This is a genomic window from Mesorhizobium sp. M7A.F.Ca.CA.002.05.1.1, from assembly GCF_003998335.1.
Classification (GTDB): Bacteria; Pseudomonadota; Alphaproteobacteria; order Rhizobiales; family Rhizobiaceae; genus Mesorhizobium.
Map to the genome: position 1 here is coordinate 1 of NZ_RZQI01000667.1, position 3,360 is coordinate 3,360.

Below are 3,360 nucleotides of genomic sequence, written 5' to 3' on the forward strand. Positions count from 1 at the left end.
GTCATAATCCCACCAGTGGAACTGAACGAGATCGAGCCGCTCGGTCTTCAGCCGCCGCAATGACTGGTCGACGATGCTCCTGATGTAGTCGCGGCTGATGCTGGCCAGCCGTTCGAGGTCGGGCACCAGCTTGGTGTGCACCTTCATCCGGGCGGCGACATCGAGGCCGCGCTCACTGGCCAGTCGCAGGCGCGCGGCGCCGATCAATTCCTCGACGCCGGTGTAGATGTCGGCGCAATCATAGGTCCAGATGCCGGCATCGAAGGTGGCGATCAGATCGGCCACCGCCTGGCTGCGGTCGATGGCGCCGTGGCCGCCGGCCAGCTGCCAACCGCCGCGGATGACGCGCGAGATGGTGTAGCCAGAGCCGAGTTCGAAGGTGTTGGCACTCATCTCAGGTCATCCTCTTTAGGCAGCGGCACCGCCGTGGTCTCGGCGTGGCTGAACCGCCGCTTGGCCATCCTGACGATCCTCAGCCGGCTGGCGCAATTGGGATCGGGACAAGCGATCTCCGCGTCCGAGGTCATCCAGTCGTTCGGGTGGGTTGGGCGCTGCTTGGCCGCCAGCAGAGGCAAGACGGCGGCGAGCGAATAGATCGAAAAACCCTGCCCTGCCGGCATCGACAGCATCTCGCCCTTAAGTTCGAAATAGTCGCCTTCCTTGGCGCCGCAATAGATCGGCTTGCCCTCCGGGATGACCGCCTCGACGCGAAGATCGAACAGCTCGAAACTGTCGTCGGCCATTCAAGCCTCCATCAGGCTGAAGGTAACATCGCAGGCGCCGTTGCGGCGGATGACACCGCAAGCGGCGGCGAACCGGTCACGCTCTTCGACGCGCACTTGCGCCACCACGCTGCCGGCCAGCCAGCCGATCGGGAACAAGAGCCGCGCGCCCTGCCCGTAGTAGAGGCCGATGTCGAAGATCGCATTGGGATTGCCGCCCCACATGCGTGGCGGCACGTAGGAAAGCACGATGTCGCCCGGCTGCGGCGTCAGCGTCGCGTTCTCGGCCGGCAACGGTTTCGCATAGGCCTGGCCCTCGAGATCGGCCGCGGGAACCGGACAGGAGATTTCCGGCCCCGTCCACATCGCATGGATGCCAGGGACGACACGTGGCGTGCCGAGATAGGCCGAGAGGAAGGCAGCGTTTTCCGGTGCCTTCTCGGGCAGCAGCAGCGCCGTGACGGAAAGCTGCGAGCGCGGCTCGGTGATCCTGATGGCGGTCATGTCTGGTCTTTCGCGGCGGCGGCCTGCAGCTTGCTGCGCAGGAAGGTGAAGGGGCGGCTGATGTCGGCGACAAGCGATTCGCGCGCCGCCTGCGCATCCTGCGTGGACAGCGCCATGACGATGCGGCGGTGATACTGGGCGGTGTCGACTTCGCCGGCCTCCGAGAAGGCATAGATAGCGACGCGGATGCAGGGCCCCGATTGCAGCCACAGGCTCTCGATCATCGGGATCAGCACGGCCGAGCCGCAGGAGCGGTAGATCTCGAAATGAAAGCTCTGATTGAGCGTCACTTCGCGATCGACGTCCTTCTTGTGTTTCAGCGCCCGCATCTCGTCCCATTCGCCGAGAATGGTTTCGATGGTGGCGATCTGGCGCGGGCCCATGCGGGCGGCGGCCAGCGCGATCGCTTCGCCCTCGATCAGGATGCGGGCACGCAAGAGATCATCCAGCCGTTCCAATGTGATCGGCGGCACACGCACCGAACGGTTGGGCAGCGCCTCCAGCGCCTTTTCCGTGATCAGCCTGCCGAGCGCCTCGCGCACCGGCATGGTCGAGGTGACCAAGGCGTCAGCTAGGCCACGGATGGTCAGCACCTGGCTCGGCTCGAACAGGCCGCCGATCAGGGCGCGGCGCAATTCCGAGTAGACGCGGTCCTGCACAGTTTCGCGGCCGACTGGCGCAAGCTGGGCCGCGATCGCCTCGTTGTTCTTTTCGATGGCAGCCTTTTGCATGGAATTCCGTTCTTGGCCGGTTTTCGGCTTGCGGATGAAATTAAAGCCGAATAGCGTGATCAAAGCAAGTGTGATCACAAATCATAATCAGGAGACGGCAACGATCGTCTTCGGCCAGAGGGTTTGATGAGCGAGGCAACCAAACGGCAAGGGGAAACCCGCGCGCCGGTTCTGACGGCAAGGAATGTCGTCAGGCGGTTCGGCGGCCTTGTCGCGGTCAACGATGTCTCGTTTGACGTCAAAGCGGGAGAAATCCTCGGCTTGATCGGCCCCAATGGTGCAGGCAAGACGACGATGTTCGACCTGCTCGCCGGCAGCATCCTGCCGACCAGCGGCGAGATCCTACTCAACGGCACGCCTGTCTCGGGCGAAGCCGCGCATCTGCGCATCGGTCATGGCGTTGGCCGAACTTTTCAGATCCCGCGCCCGCTGCCCAATCTGACGCTGATCGAAAACATTATGCTGGCCGCACAGGGCCAGGCCGGCGAAAAGCTGCTCGCCAATTTCATCACGCCATGGCGCGTCGCCGCGCAGGAAAGAGCCGCCAGGACAAAGGCGCTCGAACTGCTGGAACTGGTCACCCTCACCCATCTCGCGCATGAGCCGGCGCGGGTGCTTTCCGGCGGCCAGCGCAAGCTGCTCGAACTCGCCCGCGTGATGATGGCCGACCCGGCGATCATACTGCTCGACGAACCGGCGGCCGGCGTCAACGCGACGCTGCTGGAGGTCATCATCGACCGCATCCGGGACATCAACGCGCGTGGCATCACCTTCCTGCTGATCGAGCACAATATCGATATGGTGACGCGGCTTTGCCATCGCGTCCTCGTCATGGCGAGCGGCCAGCTGCTCAGCGAAGGCACGGCCGAAGAAGTCGCTCGCGACCCACGTGTCATCGAGGCCTATCTCGGAGGCGCGGCATGAGCGAGATCGTCCTCGAAGTCCGCGACCTCGAAGCCGGTTACGAGCCCGGCGTGCCGATCGTGCGCGGCGCCTCGATCACTGTCAAAAAAGGCGAGATCGTCGTCGTGCTGGGCCCCAACGGCGCCGGCAAGTCGAGCTTCATCAAGGCCATCGCCGGCCTCGTCCCGATCACCGGTGGCACGGTGTTTCTGGACGGCAAGGACATCACCGCTGCGCCTGCCCACACCATGGTGCGGCTTGGACTGGCCTTCGTGCCGCAGACCGAAAACATCTTCCCGCTGATGTCGGTCGAGGACAATCTCAGGGTCGCCTGCGGCGTCCTCGAGCGGCGCGAAATCCCTGCCCGCATCGAGGAGATGTATGCCGCCTTCCCAGACCTCGTCCGCCAGCGCCGCACCGCCGCCGGCAATTTGTCGGGCGGACAGCGGCAGATGCTCGCTGTCGCACGGGCGCTGATCGTCCACCCCAGAGTGCTGGTG

6 protein-coding genes are annotated in these 3,360 nt (G+C 64.4%); 2 read left to right on the forward strand and 4 right to left on the reverse strand.

The window, feature by feature from the left end:
- From EN939_RS26250 to EN939_RS26265, 4 genes are all read right to left on the reverse strand, one after another.
- Nucleotides 1-393 (reverse strand): aldo/keto reductase (locus EN939_RS26250; protein WP_164751228.1); only part of this gene is annotated, 393 nt, incomplete at its 3' end.
- Nucleotides 390-743, reverse strand: coding sequence for a TIGR04076 family protein (locus EN939_RS26255; RefSeq protein ID WP_127270671.1), 354 nt, complete (start codon nucleotides 741-743; stop codon nucleotides 390-392). The genes EN939_RS26250 and EN939_RS26255, both read right to left, overlap by 4 nt.
- Nucleotides 744-1,226: a DUF3830 family protein gene (locus EN939_RS26260; RefSeq protein ID WP_127270673.1), complete on the reverse strand. Its 483-nt coding sequence runs from the start codon at nucleotides 1,224-1,226 to the stop codon at nucleotides 744-746.
- Nucleotides 1,223-1,957, reverse strand: a complete 735-nt coding sequence (locus tag EN939_RS26265) for a GntR family transcriptional regulator (protein ID WP_127270675.1) — start codon at nucleotides 1,955-1,957, stop codon at nucleotides 1,223-1,225. Before EN939_RS26265 ends, EN939_RS26260 begins: the two co-directional genes overlap by 4 nt.
- A 126-nt stretch (nucleotides 1,958-2,083) precedes the next feature.
- On the opposite strand from EN939_RS26265, the gene EN939_RS26270 reads away from it, so the two are divergent.
- Complete coding sequence (locus tag EN939_RS26270) at nucleotides 2,084-2,881, forward strand: ABC transporter ATP-binding protein (RefSeq protein WP_127270676.1); 798 nt, start codon at nucleotides 2,084-2,086, stop codon at nucleotides 2,879-2,881.
- The coding region (locus EN939_RS26275; protein WP_127270678.1) for an ATP-binding cassette domain-containing protein at nucleotides 2,878-3,360 on the forward strand (483 nt) is incomplete at its 3' end. The genes EN939_RS26270 and EN939_RS26275, both read left to right, overlap by 4 nt.